The 21082-nt window shown below is 38.0% G+C and carries 9 protein-coding genes; all 9 read right to left on the reverse strand.

Going from position 1 to position 21082, the window contains the following annotated elements:
- A partial coding sequence (locus tag ACY651_RS19140) for a glucoamylase family protein (protein ID WP_462255112.1) occupies positions 1-5310 on the reverse strand: 5310 nt, incomplete at its 3' end.
- A 475-nt stretch (positions 5311-5785) separates the two neighbouring features.
- Positions 5786-6871, reverse strand: a complete 1086-nt coding sequence (locus ACY651_RS19145) for an outer membrane beta-barrel protein (RefSeq protein ID WP_462255113.1) — start codon at positions 6869-6871, stop codon at positions 5786-5788.
- Between the two features lie 189 nt (positions 6872-7060).
- Positions 7061-8455, reverse strand: a complete 1395-nt coding sequence (locus ACY651_RS19150) for an ammonium transporter (RefSeq protein ID WP_462255114.1) — start codon at positions 8453-8455, stop codon at positions 7061-7063.
- Positions 8456-8730: 275 nt separating this feature from the next.
- Positions 8731-10221 carry a glutamate synthase subunit beta gene (locus ACY651_RS19155; protein WP_462255115.1) on the reverse strand — a complete coding sequence of 497 codons (1491 nt, stop codon included), beginning with the start codon at positions 10219-10221 and terminating at the stop codon, positions 8731-8733.
- A 401-nt stretch (positions 10222-10622) separates the two neighbouring features.
- Complete coding sequence (gene gltB / locus ACY651_RS19160; protein WP_462255116.1) at positions 10623-15203, reverse strand: glutamate synthase large subunit; 4581 nt, start codon at positions 15201-15203, stop codon at positions 10623-10625.
- 268 nt (positions 15204-15471) lie between these two features.
- Entirely contained in the window at positions 15472-16794 is a 1323-nt protein-coding gene (gene ilvA, locus ACY651_RS19165; RefSeq protein WP_462255117.1) for a threonine ammonia-lyase IlvA, read from the reverse strand.
- 4 nt (positions 16795-16798) lie between these two features.
- Positions 16799-18283, reverse strand: a complete 1485-nt coding sequence (ilvC, locus tag ACY651_RS19170; protein WP_462255118.1) for a ketol-acid reductoisomerase — start codon at positions 18281-18283, stop codon at positions 16799-16801.
- 130 nt (positions 18284-18413) lie between these two features.
- Complete coding sequence (gene ilvN, locus ACY651_RS19175; protein ID WP_462255119.1) at positions 18414-19061, reverse strand: acetolactate synthase small subunit; 648 nt, start codon at positions 19059-19061, stop codon at positions 18414-18416.
- A gap of 187 nt (positions 19062-19248) precedes the next feature.
- On the reverse strand, positions 19249-21030 hold the full coding sequence (ilvB, locus tag ACY651_RS19180) for a biosynthetic-type acetolactate synthase large subunit (RefSeq protein WP_462255120.1): 1782 nt from the start codon (positions 21028-21030) through the stop codon (positions 19249-19251).
- Between the last annotated feature and the right edge of the window lie 52 nt (positions 21031-21082).

The following is a 21082-nucleotide window of genomic DNA, read 5'->3' on the forward strand; positions in this document are numbered from 1 at the left end:
AGCAATAGCCGAGGTTAATACTACTTCAGCATAACTGGTAATTTCAATAGTTCTTTTTTTGCGGGAGCGGTTGTTAATATGTACCCTTCTTAATTCAATATCATCTTCCGGCGATACTACTATTTCAGTATGTGTTTCCAGCGAAAAGTCGCGACGCCGGAACTCTGCACGGCCCTGGGAGAAAACAGCTTCATAATTTTCACCTTCTTTTTGTGTAGGCTGATAGGCTGTTGACCAGGAGCTGTTATTGTCCAGGTCACGGATGAAACAAAATGAACCCCAGTTATCGCAGGTGCAGTCTTCACGCCAGCGGGTAAGCGCAATATTTTTCCATTTGCTGTAACCACCACCTGCATTTGTTACCATTACATTATACCTGCCATTAGATAATAATTGTACTTCAGGAATGTTGGTATGCGGTGTATTGATCACCCTCATGGAGGTATCTGCAGCAGGATTAATGCTGGTATCACCTGCATGCACACTGGGTGAATAGAAAGTGGTTATTCTTGGTACACGTTCCTGCAATAACAATAAAGTTGCTTTTACCAGCACATTACTTTCAAACCTTTGCTGCATGGGCCGGTTAAATAAAACATACGCCAGCGATAAAAAACTCATACCCTGGTGATGTGCCATGTAAGATTTTACTATGGAGTGTTTTTGTTTTCTCAATAAACGGGATGCAGTATAATCTATGGCTTCATATAATCCATGCTTACCTTCAAAGCCTGCAGTTTTTAATACCTGCAAATTATCATAGGCCTCATCCGGCGCTACCATTAAACCCATTACTGTTGAATAAGGAGATATCACCAGATCCTCTCCCAGTCCACGTTTAAAGCCAAGGCCAGGTACACCAAATGCTTTGTACTGATAATTTAAATGAGCATCAACCATATTATACCCCGATTCTGAAATGCCCCATGGTACACCTTTCTTTCTGCCATAATCAATTTGTTTTTGTATAACTGCTTTATACGTTTGATCAAGCAAAGTATTTTCGTAAGTAGGCATTACCAGTAACGGCATTAAATATTCGAACATGGAGCCGCTCCACGATAAAAGAATTGGTGTAGTACCCAAATTAGTTAATTGTCTTCCTAAAGAAAACCAACTTTCCTGTGGTAGTTTTCCCTGTGCAATGGCCACAAAAGTGGTAAGCCTTGCTTCGGATGCCAGCAGATCGTAAAAACTATTATCTCTGCGGTGTTCATCTGCATTATAACCAATAGTTAGTAAATGCTGTGATCTGTCGTATAAAAAATCGTAATCAATTACAGAGAGTGCCATACATTTTAAAGCCAGTTGTTCGAGCGTTAATAAAATTTCTTTCCCTCTTCTTCCGGCTTCTGTAATAAAAGTTCTGAACTGATTCAGCCATTTATTTTCTTCTTCGGTATTATCAGTTGTGTATGCAGTTACAATTTTTTGCAATAAACTTTGTTCTATTCTTGCCAGCTGTTTTATAGTTGGTATTGCCGGCAGATCGGGAATAAGGTGTTGAAATTTTTCGGGCACCTGCGGTAACAACAGCCAGGGAATAAGGGCAGTTATCTCTTTCTTTATATTTATTATTTGAGTTAAAACTTTTTGTGCCCAAGTATCTTCCTCACCATCGGGTTCAAAATCAGCTTCGATGACTATTTTGGTAAAATTAGTTTCCAGTTCATCCAAATATAATTTTGCATCAGTGGCGCTATCAGTTTTTTGAGGATAATTATTTTCAAGCTCCTGTAAAAAGTTACTAAGCGTTTTATTGTCTTTTGCTTTTTCAATCAATACTCTTAATGTATCAATAATACCTTCATACAATTTTTTTGTAAAAACTTTTTTATCAGCCAGCAACATTAAACCCTGCTGCATAGTTATAAGATGGCCAGCAAGATTACCGCTATCCACTGTAGAAATATACCTTGGTGCTAATGGATATAAAGTTTCTGTATCGTACCAGTTATAAAAATGTCCACGAAATTTATCCATGCGCTGCATGGTATTGAGTGTATTTGTAGATCGGGTAATTACTTCTTCGGTAGTGATGTAACCAAAATCGTGTGCTGTTAATATTGACAATAAAGACAGGCCTATATTTGTTGGCGAAGTGCGGTGTGCAATTCTTTCTACCGGCTCTTCCTGATAATTATCAGGCGGTAACCAGTTATCCTGTGCCACAACAAATGTTTCAAAAAAGTTCCAGATTTTTCTTCCCAGTATTCTTAAATAAATTGTTTGTGTATCTGTAACAGTAGCAATTTTAGCAGTACTGACACGGCTAATAAACCATGTAGCAAATGGTGCAATGATCCACACAATTATAAAAGGCACAGCAAAAATTAATGCAAAAGGATTGTATAAAGTTAAATATAAAAATATAGTAACGGCAAGGAGTGGCCCAAACCACATTTCTACATAAGCAGCCAGTATTGTTTTTAGATTATTGTTAGTGTTGTGAGAGGGATTCCACTGCAATAAATTTTTATGACTGATGAACATACGCCATAAAGTACGCAGTATAGCATCTGTATTGCAAGCCGCTTCGTAAGGCAATGCACAAAGTTCTATCAGGTGCTGGTAAAACTGATCGCTTGCGGAACGAAAAGAAAAATTAAAATGCTGCGAAAAAATTACATCCTGCGGTCTGGTGAATAAAGACCAGCAAAAACTAATTACAGATGGCAATAATACTATCAGAGAAACGGCCATAGTCCAAAACAAAGGCATAGAAGAAATTATCCAGCCATACAATAGCAATAACAACAACGCCTGCGGCACCAAACTGCGGCGGATGTTATCGGCAATTTTCCATTTAGATAATAAGCTTAATGGGTTTCGTAATATTTTTTTATTGGGGCCGGGTACAAGGGGTAACATCCAGTTGGCTATTTGCCAGTCGCCACGTATCCATCTATGCCGGCGTTGCATATCGCCACTGTAGCGGTTAGGATATTCTTCATACAATTGCACATCGGTAATTAAACCAGAACGGGAGTAGCAGCCTTCTAACAAATCGTGGCTTAAAATTGAATTATCAGGAAAAACATTATTGAGCGTTTCTTCAAAAGCAGCAACATTATAAATTCCTTTACCAATAAAAGAACCTTCTTTAAAAAGGTCCTGATACACATCGGATGTAGCTTTTGTGTAGGGATCGGTGCCCGGTTCGTTACCATGTATTTTTGCATACAACGAACTTTTATTACACGGCAAACTATTGCTAACCCTGGGCTGTAAAATTGTGTAGCCTTCTGTTACTCTTTTTTTCTTTACAGAATAAAATGCCTGGTTAAGCGGATGCGCCATAGTAGCCACCATCTTCCAGGCGGCATCTCTTGGCAGTTGCGTATCTGTATCAAGAGTAATAATATATTTTACAGCAGTATAAACAACCTCTTCGCCGATGATCATTGAAAAATATTGTTTACCCCTTCCCTGTATCAATGCATTTAATTCGGCCAGCTTACCACGTTTACGTTCGTAGCCCATCCATATTTTATCTTTTGCATTATATTTTCTTGGCCGGTGAAAAAGAAAAAAAGTATCATTGGTTTGCCTGTCGTATTTTCTATTGAGTTCAACTATTTTATTACGCAGGTTGAATAACAGCATTTCATCTTCGGGAAGCGTTTCAGTTTTTGCATCTTTAAAATCGGTTAACAAACCAAATTGCAAATTTTCGTTTCTGTTAGCTAAAAACCTTACTTCAATACCTTCTATCAATTCATTAATGCCTGCTGCAGATGTAAGCATTGTAGGTATTACCACCATAGTTCGGTGCTGCGCCGGAATACCTTTAGAAAAATCCATCCTTGGCAATAAAAAGGGTTTTGCAAGCAAGGTTGATAACCAGTTAACCACGGCCAGGGACAAACGACTTGTAGCCAATAAAATAATAACACCGACTATTATCATTTGCCAGTCCCTTAATCCTTCATGAAAGATGGTACAAATTAAACCCCAGCTTATTAACAAAGTTATTATTACAGTACCGCCGGCATATATCAGAAAGGGGGCTTTGTTGAAAAAATTTCTTAGAGAGTCTGCTTTTGTGCAGCACATTTTTGCATGCCGCTGCAATTGTGCCAAACCCTTTCCTGATAAATAATAACCTACATGCTGTTGCCTCAGGTGTTCTTGCTTTGCTGCATTATTTTTTGCCAGTTGAATAGCAATTTCGGCTATTTCATTTTCTGTAAGTTTACTGTACTTGGCAGTTTTTTCTATCGCATGCCTGTAATTATCACGGGTATAAAAATCCATTTGCTGGTACACACTGTCAATATCCTTTCGCAATACCAGTTCCACAATGCTGGTGTTCTCTACAAACTCTCTCCAGTCGGTGGTATTTAAAAATCTTAAACTGCTGATGCTGTTACTAATTGAAACCTGGTCGGCGGCCTGCTTCTGATTTTCCAGGTGAATTTGCTCGCTGCTGGTAAGGCTTTCTTCGGATAAACGTTGTTCAATCCAGTTTAATGGCAACGATAATGCATTACCTTTTTCCTGCAAACGCCGGGTAAGTTCCGCTATAAATGAGCTGTCCATTGGCGGCTCACTTCTTGCCATATCAGCAATAACCAGTACTAAATTTTTAGGATCGTTTTCTGCGGCATCAATCATTTTATCGGCCCATTTACCGGCCAATGTTTTATTAATGATATCGCTGGCAATTTGTATAGAAAGACGGCGCAAATTTTCAATTAATGCCAGCCTTAACATAATGGGGATGGCCCACAATTCGCCCAGTTTTAAAAATGTGTTGGTTTGATAAGCGGTAACAAAGCTGATGAGACTTTTAAGGTCAATATGGCCATCACTGTGGGAAATTATTTCCACAGCTATATCGTAAACACGTGGTAAACCGGCCGATTCGCCCTTTAAAAGCTGGGGTAATCCCTTGCTGTATCCCTTGGGTAAATGCTTTTTTCCGGTATAAATTTGCTCTTCAATTAAATAAAAATTATCCAGTAACCACTCGCCTGCCGGTACAATGCGATTATTATTTTTTATAGCATCGGTTAATGCCGCATGTACTTCCAGTAAAATATTTTCGTTTTCGGCAAGGCGTTTTAATAATTGCTCAGATGGATGTGCCGATATAAGCTGGTGTTTCCTGGAAATTGCTCTGGCATGCTGTTCCAGTTGTTCTGCGGTAAATAATTCCGACCGTAATGGCGGTCTTTCGTTAGCATATTTATCAGTTTTACTTTCGCCAAAAATGGGATCAATTATATTTTTTTTCAATGCTGCTATTGCCTGCGGCAGCATTTCAAAAAGTTCAGTTGGTTGATTTGATTTTTGGTTGCTCTTCATATTTAAAATGATTTACCCTTCCCTTTACCTTAAAGCGATTGTAGCTGTTTTTCCGTTCTATTTTTATTAGTTTCAATACTAATATCATGCCTTTAATTGTACCTGTTTTTAGAGAATACAAAACACAGGTTTAATACTTAACTTTTTAATAATCAAGCGAAGGCTTTACAGGTGATAATTAAAAATCAGCAGGAGAAAATACTAGCAGGTTATTTCTAAATCTTCGGCAAAAAATCACATTTTTATTATTTAAAAATATGCTGTTGCTGAAAAATAAGTAGTCCAAAAATTGTACTTGAAAAAGATGTTAAGTGTAAAATGTTACAGGTGGCAAAAAATAACAGTAGTAATGAAGGGAGATAGCTACTTGCTTACAGTTAAGATAACAATGCAGCAGTATGATGCATAAAAAATAGAGAGCCTCTATAGAAATAGAGGCCCTTTTAACGATTGCTTGCTATATGAAAAAAGATAATTAAAATTTATACACTGCTGCTACCAATGCGCTTGCAGTAGATTTTGTGCCCGAGCCATCATCCTTTAAGAAGATAGTACTCTGTGCACTTTCAAATCTTACTTCAGGAATAATAGTTAGCGGACCAATTTTGCAGTTTACAGAAAGTGTGTTGGCAAAAATACTTTTTGTAGGAAAATAAACTGTTTTATCATCGCTTATGTATTCGCTTCTTAAAGTAATGCCCAGTTTAGCTGTAGGATCAAAATTTAAATACAATGCATTACCTATCCAGCTTCCTGTGCTGCCAGCAATAGGTTTTCTTGATTGCACAGTTCCATTGTAACCAATATTAAATTTGCTGCTGATAGTACCTAATACAACCAAATCAATTTGATTTAATGATTTTAAACCGCTTGGATTTACGCCTTCATCGGAACCGGCAAAGCCAGAATAATTAAGGTATGCTTTAAGCTTGCCATTTTTTGTAGCACCACTAACCTGTGCAATTAAATTTTTAACACTTGTTGTGGCAGTTGTTTGATCGGTATAATTGGTTAAGCCAATCATAAAACCAATTGGCCCTGCAGTAATATCTGTCTTTACACCTGTATGAAAAAATGGACCGTTAGTAAACATATAACTCATACTGTAGTTTCTGTTTAACGGAGCATCTACTAATTCGTAACCCACATGCGTAGCAAATTTACCTGCAGTAAACTTTACTTTAGCTGATGGAGCGTAAGTAACATACGCCTGCTTTATTGCAGATAAAGATAAAAAACCATTTTTGTCTGAGCCTGTTCCCACATTATCACTACCATCATTGTAAGAAAATTCTTCTGCCCTGCGGCCAAAACCTAAATCAACAGTTGCACCCACTTTACCCGACAATGCAGTAGCATCGGCACGTAGCGAAGCCATACCCAATTCAAAAGAACTTTGCGAATTGGTGAAGCTGGTAAAATTATTGGTTTGGTTGGCAAAATTGTAACGGTAGTAACCGTCGATAGAACCTGAAACTGTAAGCGTTTTTGTAGAATCCTGAGCAAAAGACACAAAAAAAGATACCGCAGCTGTTGCTGCTAAAAATAATTTTCTTAACATTGTAATTGATTTTAATTATTAAATAAGAGGTACAACCCATGAACTTTGTCGAGAAGCTCATAATTATTGGTTGTACCTTTTTTATTACATTTAAGTCAGTTTAAAATTTGAGATTTGAAAGGAAGCTTTTGAATTAATAAGAATTTAAAAAAATAACCTCCGTTTCAAATCTCAAATAAATAATTTATACTAGTCTTCAACAAGTGTTTCTTTAATTTCTCCACCGTTTTGAACTAACAATGTACCCTGAGTATAATTTTCGTTATGCTGAGAAGCATCTAATCCTAATAATTCATCTTCCTGGCTAACACGTATTGGTAAAATAAAATTGATGAATTTAAAAATAGCGAACGATACAGTGAAGCTATACGCTACAACTATTGCCAATCCTTTAAGTTGTGTTAAAAAGAAGGTCACACCGCCATATAATAATCCATCAGCACCTGCAGCATTTACATTTTTAGTTGCAAATACACCGGTTAAAATCATACCTACCATACCACCAATACCATGGCATGGAAATACATCCAGTGTATCATCTAACTTTGATTTTGATTTATAATACACTGCAATGTTTGAAACAATTGCAGCTAAAAATCCAATAAAAATACTTTGTGGTATTGCTACAAAACCAGCGCCGGGTGTAATGGCAACCAAACCAACTACTGCACCAATACAAAAGCCCAGTACAGATGGTTTTTTACCTCTCATTACATCAAAAAACATCCAGCTTAAACCTGCTGCTGCTGCTGCTGTATTAGTAGTTGCAAATGCACTAACCGATAAAGTAGTTGCGCCCAATGCAGAACCTGCATTAAAACCAAACCATCCAAACCAAAGTAAACCTGTACCAATTAATACATAAGGGATATTAGCTGGTGGAATTTCTTTATGATCAATATGTGATTGTCTTCTTTTTAAAACCAAGGCTCCAGCCAATGCCGCACAACCTGCAGAAATATGTACCACTGTACCGCCTGCAAAATCAAGTACACCCATTTTAAATAAAAATCCCATTGGGTGCCATGTCCAGTGTGCCAAAGGAGCATAAACTAGTAAACTGAATAACACTATAAATAAAATGTAAGCGCTGAATTTGATACGCTCAGCTACTGCACCTACCACAAGGCCGGGAGTAATAATGGCAAACATTAATTGAAACAGAGAAAACAGTAACAAGGGAATAGTTAATGATGAAGTAGCACCCTGCAAAATTGGTGCGCCGGATGCTACACCTTTAAAGAAAAGATGCGTCATTGGATTGCCGATAAATCCTCCAACAGTATCGCCAAATGCCAGGCTGTAACCAACGGTTACCCAAAGTACACTAACCACACCTGCAGCTACCACACTTTTTATCATGGTGCTGATAACATTTTTACGGTGTACCATTCCGCCATAAAAAAATGCCAGGCCGGGGGTCATTAAAAACACTAAAGCAGTGGCAACTAAAATCCAGGCCACATCTGCTCCGTTAAATTTACCATCATCGAAGTTGGGTAAAGACGGGATAAAAATTGCAGCTATTGCAACAACTGCCAGTACAAAGAAGGGAGCTAAATTTCTTAATGTTAAAGATTTCATGCTTTGATTGTTTTTGTATTATTTTAAATAATATGTGTTACTATCTGAACAAATATATAAATAGTTAAGGCAAATCACCCAAATAAATTCAATTATTTTTTAAAAAATAGAAAATAATCAAACGCAAACGTTATCAATTGGCGTTTTTAGAGATATTCTAAATAAATTTTATTACATAAAATTTATTGTAATATAAAATTTAGCATAAAAAAAATCTTCTTAACCAAAAGGCAAAGAAGATTTGCTATAAATATATAAGAATGACCGAAGTAGAGCTAGCTGTCCTTTGCTTCTAATAAAGAAGAGCCCATTAAAAACTCATCAACCTTTCTTGCACATTCTCTGCCCTCACTAATTGCCCAAACCACTAAAGATTGACCACGCCGCATATCACCTGCCGTAAATATTTTGGAGATATTGGTTTGATATTCTTTTTCCGTTGCTCTTACATTACCTCTATCATCTAATTCAAGCTCCAATTGATTTACCAATCCTTCGTGCTGCGGATGTACAAAACCCATGGCGAGAAAAGCCAGCTCACAGGGTATTTCTCTTTCACTGTCCGCTCTTTCTACAAATTTTGCAGGCCTGCCCTCTTCTGTTATCTGCCACTCCAAGTCAACAATTTTTAATGCTTTTAAACTTCCTTTGCCATCACCAATAAATTCTTTGGTGGCAATAGCCCAGTTTCTATTGGCACCTTCCTCGTGGGATGAAGATGTTTTCAACGTTATAGGATAAGTGGGCCAGGGCATAAAATTAGTTCTGCTGTCCGGTGGCTTGGGTAACAATTCAAATTGCGTTACCGATTTTGCTTTTTGGCGATTGGAAGTTCCTACACAATCACTGCCCGTATCGCCACCACCAATTACCACTACATTTTTTTTACCGGCTAAAATATCTTCTGCTCCAACAGCTGTGTTGGAAACTCTTTTATTTTGCTGCTTTAAAAAATCCATTGCAAAATGAACGCCTTTTAATTCTCTGCCCGGTATATTTAAATCACGGGGAATAGTAGAACCGCCAGCTAAAACCACTGCATTAAATTCCCTAAGCAAATCATTAATGCTCACATCCACTCCTACATTGGCATTGCAACGGAACACTACGCCTTCTTCTTCCATAAATTTTATTCTTCTGTCAATCACCCATTTTTCTAATTTAAAATCGGGTATGCCGTAACGCAATAAACCTCCCGGCAAATCATCTCTTTCCAAAACCATTACATTATGACCGGCATAATTTAATTGCGCTGCTGCTGCCAGGCCTGCCGGGCCGCTGCCTACCACAGCTATTTTTTTACCCGTCCGAACAATATTTTTTTTCGCTTGTACAAAGCCTTTATCAAAAGCAATTTCAATAATATGCTTTTCTATTTCTTCAATTGTAATGGCAGGTTGATTAATACCCAGTACACAGGCCGACTCACATGGCGCCGGACAAATTCTTCCGGTAAACTCCGGAAAATTATTGGTAGAAGATAAAATATCGTACGCCTCTTTCCATTCTTTACGGTACACGGCATCGTTAAATTCCGGAATTATATTACCCAGCGGGCAACCGTTATGACAAAAAGGTACACCACAGTTCATACAACGGCCCGATTGTTCATTTAGCTTTTGATCGGTGTAGCGTTGAATAAATTCGTTGTAATCATTCAGCCTTTCTTCCACTTTTCTTTTAGCTGGAAGTTCTCTTGTAAATTCTAAGAAACCTGTTGGTTTACCCATTGCTCTTTTAATTTTTATTTTTTTCTTTTGAACCAAGCTTTATTATTTCTATTAAGCTTCATTGGCGTCGCACTCTTGTGCAGTAAATCTTTATTGAACTTTAATTATGTTTTGTTATAAACTTCCACTTCAATGTAATGTCACTTAGGTAATCATAGTCTTCAATCTGTAATATCACCCCTTCGGGGTTGTGATTTTAATCTGAAATTTGATTACTATATTAATATCATCCCTTCGGGATTTAAAGCCTGAAAGGCTGACATTAATATAGCTCACAAAAATTAAAGCTCTAAAACTCCGAAGGGGTGATATTAGTTTGGAACTTTTAAATAATTATGCTTGCCCATACGCTTCGGTAAAAGTTCCACATTGGTATGCCGTACAAGAGTGCGACGCAACAATGTAAAATTGAAAAACAAAAGCTGGCAACAAAAAAATTATTTACTAACTTTTTCTTTTACCTTTTTTCCTGCCAACGCTTTCTTATAATCTTTAGGAAAAACTTTTACAAAATTTTTCAACTGATTTTCAAAATCGTTCAGCACAAATTTTGCTACGGTACTTTTTGTATTGTCAAAATGTTTCTGAATCATGGAGTGCAAAAAAGAAATATCCTCTTCTGCAACAGGATCAATATCCACCATTTCTTTATTACATGCGTTTGCAAACTGGTGCTGCACATCATATATATATGCAATACCACCGCTCATACCTGCTGCAAAATTGCGCCCGGTTGCACCCAAAATAATTACATTGCCACCCGTCATGTATTCGCAGCCGTGATCGCCAACACCTTCTACCACTACGTTTGCACCGCTGTTGCGTACACCAAAACGTTCGCCCGCTTTTCCTCTTATAAATGCTTCGCCATCTGTAGCACCGTAAAAAGCCACATTGCCAATAATACTATTTTCCTCCGGCACAAAGCCTGCATCTTTTGATGGATAGACAATTAATTTTGCGCCGCTTAATCCTTTTCCAAAATAATCATTGGCATCGCCTTCCAATTCTAATGTTACGCCTTTGGTATTAAAGGCACCAAAACTTTGCCCTGCTGTACCGGTAAATTTAAAATGTATAGTTTCTTCGGGCAAGCCATTAGCCTTATACAATTTTGTTATTTCGTTACTTAAAATTGTTCCTGTAGTTCTGTCGGTATTTTTTATGTTGAAGGATTCGCTAATTTTTTGTTGTTCTGCCAAAGCAGGAATTGCAGCTTCAAGTAATTTCCAGTCTAATACTTCTTTCAATCCATGATCCTGCTGTTCCATATTATATAAACCGGTGTATGCAGATGCTGGTTCTTTATATAATACTGCAGACAGATCGAGGTTGTTATATTTCCAGTGTGCAACATTTTCCTTTTGCTCCAAACATTCAGCCTGGCCCACCATTTCGTTGATGGTTCTAAAACCAAGCTCTGCCATAATCTCCCTTAACTCTTCCGTTAAAAACATAAAGAAATTAACCACATGATCTGCATTACCTGTAAAACGTTTTCTTAATTCAGGGTCTTGTGTGGCCACACCAACAGGGCATGTATTTAAATGGCATTTACGCATCATGATACAACCTTCTACCACTAACGCTGCGGTGGCAACGCCCCATTCTTCGGCGCCCAGTAAAGTTGCAATGGCAATATCACGGCCAGTTTTCATTTGGCCATCGGCCTGTAAAACCACACGGCTGCGTAATTTATTTTTTACTAAAGTTTGATGCGATTCTGCCAAACCTAACTCCCACGGTAAGCCGGCATGTTTGATAGAACTTATGGGTGATGCACCTGTGCCACCATCATGACCGGAAATTAAAACAACATCCGCTTTTGCTTTTGCAACACCAGCAGCAATAGTACCCACACCTGCTTTGCTTACGAGCTTTACATTTATTCTTGCGGCACGGTTAGCATTTTTTAAATCAAAAATTAATTGCGCCAAATCTTCAATAGAATAAATATCATGGTGTGGTGGCGGAGAAATTAATCCTACACCCGGTGTAGCATGCCGCACCCTTCCAATCCACTCATCTACTTTATGACCGGGCAATTGTCCGCCTTCGCCTGGCTTTGCACCTTGTGCCATTTTAATTTGTAATTCATCTGCCTCGGTTAAATACAAACTTGTTACACCAAATCTTGCAGAAGCCACCTGCTTAATTGCAGAACGCATGCTGTCGCCGTTGGGTAATTTATCATAGCGCCTGTCATCTTCGCCACCTTCGCCGGTATTGCTCTTTCCGCCCAAACGATTCATAGCAACTGCCAGTGTAGTATGTGCTTCCCAACTGATAGAACCAAAACTCATGGCACCTGTTGCAAAGCGTTTGTAAATATTTTGTGCCGGTTCTACTTCGTCAATATTAATAGAAGGCCTGTTCTTTTTAAACTGAAACAAACTACGCAGCGTAGCCGCTTTTTCACTCTGGTCGTTTACATGCTTCGAATATTTTTTGAACGTTGCATAATCATTCATTTTAGTAGAATACTGCAACAGGTGAATTGTTGTAGGATTAAACAAATGAAATTCGCCTTTGCGTTTCCATTGGTAAATACCACCAACGGGCAATCTATCCACCGGAATATTTTTTTGATTAAATGCTACATAATGTTTGGCCAATGCTTCTTTAGCAATGCCATCCAAATTTACACCTTCAATACGGCTGATGGCACCGGTAAAATATTTATCTACCACTTCTTTATTTAAACCTAATATTTCAAAAATTTGTGCACCCTGGTAAGATTGTAAAGTAGAAATGCCCATTTTAGAAAACACTTTCAGCAAACCATCACACACTGCTTTAATATAATTTTTTCGCAGGTCGTTCCATTCTAAATCTGTTTGCAGTGTGCCATTATTTTTCATGTTGCGGATGCTGGCCATTGCTAAATATGGATTGATTGCAGTGGCACCAAAACCAATGAGGCATGCAAAATGATGCACTTCCCAAACATCGCCGGCTTCTATTACAATACCTACCTGCCCACGCAGACCTTTTCTGATTAAATGATGATGCACTGCAGCTGTTGCCAGCAAAGTTGGTATGGCAGCGTGATCGCTATCCACCGCCCTGTCGCTTAAAATCAATACTTCAAATCCATCATGTACTGCATCTTCTGCATAGCGGCACAATCTTTCCAATCCTCTTTGCAAAGAACCGGGTTTGCCATCTGCCCTGAAATATGTTTGCAAAGTTTTACTTTGAAAAATACCAGTATCAATGCTGCGTAATTTTTCTAATTCGGTACTGGTGAGTATCGGTTGCTTTAATGCAACAGTATGACAGTCCTCCGGTTTTTCTTCTAACAGGGTTCCGTTATTACCTACAAAAGATGCAAGGCTCATTACTAATCTTTCTCTTATAGGATCTATTGGCGGATTAGTAACCTGTGCAAATAATTGTTTAAAGTAAGAGGTTAAATGTTGCGGCTGATCGCTCAGTATTGCTAAAGGAATATCAGTACCCATCGAACCAATAGGCTCTTTACCATCCAGCGCCATTGGTTTTAAAATGGTATCAATATCTTCAGTAGAATAACCAAATGCTTTTTGATATTTTAAAATAGAAGCATCAGATAAATGAGTGAACGCCACTCTTGGTTCATCAATTTCTTCTAAACGTATTTTATATTGATTTAAATAATCGTCGTAAGGTTTTTGGCTGCAGATACTATGTTTTAATTCATCATCGCTGATAATTCTTCCCTGCTCCATATCTACCACAAACATTTTACCTGGCTGCAATCTTCCTTTTTCTTTTATTAATTTTTCATCAACAGGTAAGGCGCCGGTTTCACTTGCCATTATAACACGGTCATCAGTTGTAACACAATATCTCGATGGACGTAATCCATTTCTATCTAATGTGGCGCCAATAATTTTTCCATCAGTAAACGAAATAGAAGCCGGGCCATCCCATGGTTCCATTATAGAAGCATGAAATTCGTAAAATGCTTTTTTTACTGCATCCATATCATCATTACCATCCCATGCTTCAGGTATAAGCATCATCATTACATGCGGTAAACTTCTGCCGCACAATAATAATAGCTCGATCATATTATCCAAACATGCAGAGTCGGATTGCTGGCCCGAAACAATCGGCAACAACATTTCCATTTCTTCATGAGTAAAAAGTGTGGAAATAAAACGTTGCTCTACTGCCTTTAGCCAGTTTAAATTTCCCTGCAGTGTATTTATTTCGCCATTGTGTGCAATGTAACGAAAGGGCTGTGCCAGCTTCCACGACGGAAAAGTATTGGTAGCAAAACGGGAATGCACCAAACCAAAAGCACTCACTAATCTTTTATTACTGAGGTCTACAAAATAATGGCGTACCTGCGTACTGGTGAGCTGACCTTTGTATACAATAGTTTTATAAGAAAGAGAAGCAATATAAAAACCTACCGCATCTTTTCTTACGGTGCTGTTAATAGTATGTGTTGCATAATTACGCAGCACAAAAAGCTTACGTTCAAACTCCTCTAAATTTTTTACATGATCAGGGCAGGCAATAAAAACCTGTTCCATTTCTGGCTCCACACTTAAAGCGGTGGCTCCAATATTTTCAGTGTTCACCGGTACTTTACGGTAAGCCAGAATTTCCATTCCTAATTTTTCGGCAGTACGGTTAAACACGGCACGGCACTCTTCTCTTAATCTTATTTCTCTGGGGAAAAATATTACACCCACCGCATATTTACCAAACGGTGGTAAGTGTACGCCTAACTTTATGCATTCGTCAAAGAAAAATTCATGAGGCATTTGAATCATAATGCCGGCGCCATCACCCGAATTATTTTCGCAGCCACATGCACCACGGTGCTCCATATTTTCCAATACAGTTAATGCATCAGCAATATGCTGGTGGCTTTTGTTGCCTTTTATATTGGCTACAAAACCGATACCGCAGGCATCATGCTCATAGCGGGAGTCATACAGGCCGCCCCCATCCCCTCCCGAAAAAATCGGGACAAGAGCCGGGGAGTTATTCAACGTTTCTAATTCTTTTTGGTCATTCATCTTTACTAAGCAGTTTATATTTTTTTGAGCCGAACTTAAATAATTCTATTTGGCTTCATTGGCGTCGCACTCTTCAACTGAATTTATTTATTGGGCATTACAGAATTTTTTATTTTTCTACTGCCACCCCTTAGGGTTTCCATCCAATAAACACGAATTCAATTCTATATTAATTACATCCCTTCGGGATTATTTTATTTACCATTTCTATTTTCAATCAGTTTTATCAATCTCCGCCACAGTTCCCACTTCAGGGGGCCGGAGGGGGCTACACCAAATACCCAAACGCATTATCTCCACTTTTCAGTTCCGTATAATTAATATGATACTGATCTAATTTTTTTAACAACACTTCGTAATCTTCTTTTGTTTTCAATTCAATACCCACCAATGCAGGGCCGGTTTCTTTGTTATGTTTTTGCATGTATTCAAACCTTGTGATATCATCATTTTCGCCTAACACATGATTTACAAATTCCTTCAATGCTCCGGGCCGCTGTGCAAAGCGAATTAAAAAATAATGTTTCAACCCTTCGTATTGCAGGCTGCGTTCTTTTATTTCCTGCATGCGGTCGATATCATTATTACCACCTCCAATAATGCACACCACATTTTTTCCTTTTATTTCAGCTGCATAATCATCCAGTGCTGCAATACTTAATGCCCCTGCCGGTTCTACAACAATAGCATCCTCATTATATAATTTTAAAATGGTGGTGCATACTTTTCCTTCCGGCACCAAATGCATATCATCCAAAACATCTTTACAAACAGTAAAAGTTATTTCACCCACACGTTTTACTGCAGCACCGTCAACAAAGCGTTCTATATTATCTAACGTAACCGGGTGGCCTGCTTTCAACGCTTCAAACATACTGGGTGCACCCTCCGGTTCTACTCCAATAATTTTTGTTTTTGGAGAAAAGGTTTTAAAATAAGTTCCCACACCTGCGCTCAATCCACCGCCGCCAACAGGAATGAAAAGAAAATCGGCCCCTCCTATCCTCCCCAAGGGGAAGGGATATGTAGAAGATCGTTCCGAAGATTGATATGAAATATTTTCTTCTTCATTTAACTGTTCTAAAATTTCCACACCTACAGTTCCCTGTCCTTCAATAATTTTGTAATCATCAAAAGGAGGAATGAATACCATGTTGTTTTCTTCGGTATATTTTTTTGCAGCTATAGCACAATCGTCAAATGTATCACCTACTAATTTTACAGTAACATTATCTTCACCAAACATTTTTGTTTGACTAATTTTTTGATTGGGTGTAATCACCGGCATAAACACCACGCCTTTACAATTTAATTTTTTACAACTGTAAGCAAAGCCCTGTGCATGATTACCTGCACTGGCACATACAACGCCACGCTGTAATTGCTCAGCAGACAAACTACTCATCATATTATAGGCGCCACGTAATTTATATGAACGAACCACCTGTAGATCTTCTCTTTTTAAAAAAATATTGCACTGGTATTTTTTTGAAAGATTCAAATTAAAAGTAAGCGGCGTTCTGTTCACCACGCTTTTTAAACGTTGGGCAGCATCTGCAAAATTCAATATCGTGTTCACTGTTGTATCCATAATATTAAGCATTGGTGCTTATCGATTTCATTGCAGTCATTGCCTCTCTTAATTGCGTACCAATTTTTTCTACAGGATGAGAACGTAATACTTTGTTTACTGCAATTAAAGTTTTATTATCTACACCACCATCCTTACCTGTGTTGTAATTTTTACCAATTACATCAGTGTCAATTTTTGCCATAAAATCTGCAAGCAAAGGTTTACAGGCATGATCAAACAAATAGCAACCATACTCTGCCGTATCAGAAATTACCCTGTTCATTTCGAATAATTTTTTACGGGCAATGGTATTTGCAATCAATGGTGTTTCATGTAATGATTCGTAATAGGCAGATTCTTCTTTTATACCAGCTTCCACCATAGTTTCAAAAGCAAGTTCAACGCCAGCACGTATCATGGCTACAAACAATAAGCAGTTATCAAAATATTCCTGCTCAGCAATTTTCATATCACCTGCCGGAGTTTTTTCAAAAGCTGTTTCGCCTGTTGCAGCACGCCATGCTAATAAGTTCTTATCGTTGTTGGCCCAATCTATCATCATAGTTTTACTAAACTCTCCGCTCATAATATCATCCTGGTGTTTTTGAAACAACGGACGCATAATGGTTTTTAATTCTTCTGATAATTCAAACGCTTTTATTTTAGCAGCGTTCGATAATCTGTCAATCATGGCAGTAATACCACCCTGCTTTAATGCTTCTGTAATTACTTCCACACCATATTGTACTAACTTAGAAGCATAGCCTTTATCAATTCCCTTCTCTACCATTTTATTAAAACAAAGTATTGAACCGGTTTGCAACAACCCACATAAAATAGTTTGCTCACCCATCAGATCAGACTTTACTTCTGCCACAAATGATGAACGTAATACACCTGCTTTATGTCCGCCTGTTCCTGCAGCATAAGCTTTTGCCTGCTCCAATCCTTTTCCTTCGGGATCATTTTCGGGATGCACTGCAATTAATGTAGGTACACCAAAACCACGTACATATTCAGCACGAACTTCTGAACCCGGACACTTTGGTGCTACCATTATTACGGTAAGGTCTTTTCTTATTTGCGTTCCCTCTTCTACAATATTAAAACCATGAGAATAAGAAAGCGTTGCACCTTTTTTCATCAATGGCATTACCGCAGCCACAACTGCTGTGTGTTGTTTATCTGGTGTAAGATTCAATACTAAATCAGCCGTTGGAATTAATTCTTCATACGTACCAACAGTAAAATTATTTTCAGTTGCATTTTTCCAAGATTGTCTTTTAGCATCAATTGCTTCCTGACGCAAAGCATAAGAAACATCTAAACCAGAATCTCTTAAATTTAATCCCTGATTTAAACCCTGTGCACCACAACCAACGATCACCATTTTTTTTCCTTTCAATGCATTTACGCCATTTGAAAATTCGCTGATATCCATAAACTCACATACACCCAATTGATTTAACTGTTCTCTTAATGGCAATGTGTTAAAATAATTTCCCATCTTTTGTTGATTGTTTTACCCCCATCCCCTAAAGGGGTGAATGGAGTTGTTTTTAATTTATTATTTTTAATTTACTAAAGCATGTAATTTTCTAGGTGAGTCACCCTGCGGGGGTAACTCACCCAGAAAATTACATCGAAAACACTTCTTCGTTCTGATTTAAAAATTCGTTTTCTACTGCTTCTTCGCCCGGTTCTTTATATTCAAACTCACTTAATTTTTTATGAAAGCCTTCGCTGTTTTTTATGATCGCAATTCTTGCACTGCGTACAAATTCGATCAAGCCAAATGGTTCTAATACTTTTATTAAATTATCGGTTTCTTCTCTTTGTCCGGACACTTCAAATACTGTATAATCTTTTCTTATTACAACTGCTTTTGCGCCATGCTGACTTAATAATCTTTCTACTTTAACTTCTTCTGCAATAATTTCTGTAGGCACTTTGTATAAGGCTAGTTCCTGCCAGATAATTTCCTCGTTAGTATTATAATAAACTTTTAAAACTTCCACCTGCTTTTCTATCTGGCGACAAACCTTACGTACTACTTCTTCCGACTCGTTGATAACAATTGTAAAACGATGTACGCTATCAATTTCACTCGGCGATGTATTCAAACTATCTATATTAATTTTTCTTCTTGAAAAAATAATAGCAATACGGTTTAATAAACCAATCTGATTTTCGGTGTATACGGTTACAGTATATTCCAACTTACCTACAGCCTTTTCCATGTGAGAGGAAGTTTGAGTTATTACTTTATTTTTTTCTTCGGACATAATACTTAATTATATTTTTAATACTGCCTGCATTAAATGTTGAATAAAGAACAAAAAGTACAAGAGTGCGACGCAACTATGCTAAATAGCAGTTCTATCGCCGGTTACATAATTATCAGTTACAATTAAAGAGCTTTCCTTTTTTTAAATAGTTTTCAATCCAAGTTCCCCTTTAGGGGACAGGGGCCTACAGTTCTTCTTTACTCAAAATTATTTCTGATACTCCCCTGCCCTGCGGCACCATCGGGAATACATTATTTTCTTTACCTACCATTACTTCTAATAAATAACTTCCGTTATGATTTAACATGGTTTGTAATGCAGTTTTTAAATGTTGCCTTTCACTAACTTTTTGCCCATCAATATAATATCCTTTTGCTACCGCAACAAAGTCGGGACTGGTGATATCAACAAAAGAATATCTTTTTTCGTGAAACAATTGTTGCCACTGGCGCACCATTCCTAAAAATTGATTATTAAGAATAATAATTTTTACAGCAGTTTTAAATTGCATGATAGTACCTAATTCCTGGATAGTCATTTGAATACCACCATCGCCTGCAATAGCAATAACTGTTCTTTCTGGTGCACCATATTTTGCACCAATTGCAGTGGGCAATGCAAAACCCATTGTACCCAATCCACCGCTGGTAATATTACTTTTACTGTGATTGTATTTTGCATAACGGCAGGCCACCATCTGGTGCTGGCCAACATCGGTTACAATAACTGCGTCGCCGTTAGTTAATTCATTTAATAGATTAATAACTTCACCCATGGTCAACTCATCAGTAACCGGGTTTAATTCATCATTAATACATTTTTCTTCTTCCTTCTTTTTATATTCATTGAATTTATTCAGCCATGCTGTATGTGTTTTTTGTTGCACCATTGCTGTAAGCATGGGTAAAGTTTCTTTGCAATCGCCCCAAACCGGTACTGTTGTTTTTACATTTTTATCAATCTCTGACGGATCAATATCTAAATGAATAACTTTTGCCTGCTTGGCATATTTATCTAAGCGGCCGGTTACACGATCATCGAAACGCATGCCGATTGCAATCAACACATCGCACTCATTAGTTAAAACATTGGGACCGTAATTACCATGCATACCTAACATACCAACGGCCAGCGGATGATAAGTTGGTATAGCACTCATACCCATAATTGTCCACGCAGATGGAATACCACTCTTCTCAATAAAATTTATAAATTCATTTTCTGCTTTACCTAAAATAACGCCTTGTCCAAAAATTATAAATGGCCTTTCTGCTTTATTAATTAATTCGGCAGCTTGTTCAATATATGCTGCACGTACAATTGGTGCAGGGCGATAGCTGCGGATATGATCGCATTTTTTATAGCCTTCATAATCGAATTTTTGCAGCTGAGCATTTTTAGTAATGTCAATCAACACTGGTCCCGGCCTTCCGCTACCAGCAATGTAAAATGCTTTTGCCAATACCGCAGGAATTTCTGTGGCATCCGTTACCTGGTAATTCCATTTGGTAACTGGTGTAGTTATATTTATAACATCTGTTTCCTGGAAAGCATCGGTTCCTAATAAATGTGCAAACACCTGTCCGGTAATGCAAACCACAGGTGTACTGTCAATCATGGCATCAGCCAGCCCAGTAACTAAATTGGTTGCACCGGGGCCGCTTGTTGCAAACACCACACCCGTTTTTCCACTCACTCTTGCATAACCCTGTGCGGCGTGTATGGCTCCCTGTTCGTGACGAACTAAAATATGTTCTAACTTTTCTTTATAGTCATACAATGCATCGTAGATGGGCATTATAGCGCCACCCGGATAACCAAAAATTGTTTCTAGGCCTTCGGCGATCAAAGCTTCTAAGACGGCAATGGAACCGGAAATAGCCAGAGCCCCCTCCGCCCCCTGAAGGGGGAACTTGGCAGCACTCTGTTTTTTCGTTACCTCTTTTATTTCTTGAACTGCTTCCATAAAAAATATTTAATTCTCTTCAACTATATTAATACTTCCAAAATTTTGAGAC

Source organism: Ferruginibacter sp., from assembly GCF_031391665.1.
Lineage (GTDB): Bacteria > Bacteroidota > Bacteroidia > Chitinophagales > Chitinophagaceae > Ferruginibacter.